A 576-nucleotide genomic window follows, 5' to 3' on the forward strand; every position below is an offset into this window, starting at 1 on the left:
CCGGGCCGAGGTCGAGGGCCTGATCGGCTACTTCGTGAATACCTTGGTGCTGCGCACGGACCTGTCCGGTGATCCGACGTTCACCGACCTGCTGGCGCGGGTCCGGTCGCGGACCCTGGCGGCGTTCGCGCATCAGGATGTGCCGTTCGAGCGTCTGGTCGACGAGTTGTCCGCGGACCGGGATCGGTCCCGGACCCCGCTGTTCCAGGTGCTGTTCAACTACTTCACGACCGAGGTCGGTGACGCCCGGGACGCGGTGGCCAAGTTCGACCTGCGCCTGATCGCGTCCGAGCGGGCCGACGGAGGCCTGACGATCGCGCTGCACTATGCGACCCGCCTGTTCAACTCCGACACGATCGCGAGGCTGTCCGGTCAGGTCCAGCACCTGCTGGCGCAGGTCGCGGCGGACCCGGCGGTGCGGTTGTCCGGGTTGTCGTTCGCGCCGGAGCCGCCGCTGCATGCTCCCACCGTGGATGTGCCGGTGGTGGCGGGGTTGCATGAGCTGATCGGGACCGGCGACGCGCCGGCGGTGGTGTGTGACGGTGAGGTGTTCACGTTCGACGAGGTGCAGGTGTC

Annotated in this window: 1 protein-coding gene; it reads left to right on the plus strand. The window is 68.9% G+C overall.

What is annotated here, in order from left to right; all coding sequences use genetic code 11:
- The coding region (locus Dsi01nite_RS56630) for a condensation domain-containing protein (protein WP_203854842.1) at positions 1-576 on the plus strand (576 nt) is incomplete at both ends.

This window comes from Dactylosporangium siamense, assembly GCF_016862795.1.
Lineage (GTDB): Bacteria > Actinomycetota > Actinomycetes > Mycobacteriales > Micromonosporaceae > Dactylosporangium > Dactylosporangium siamense.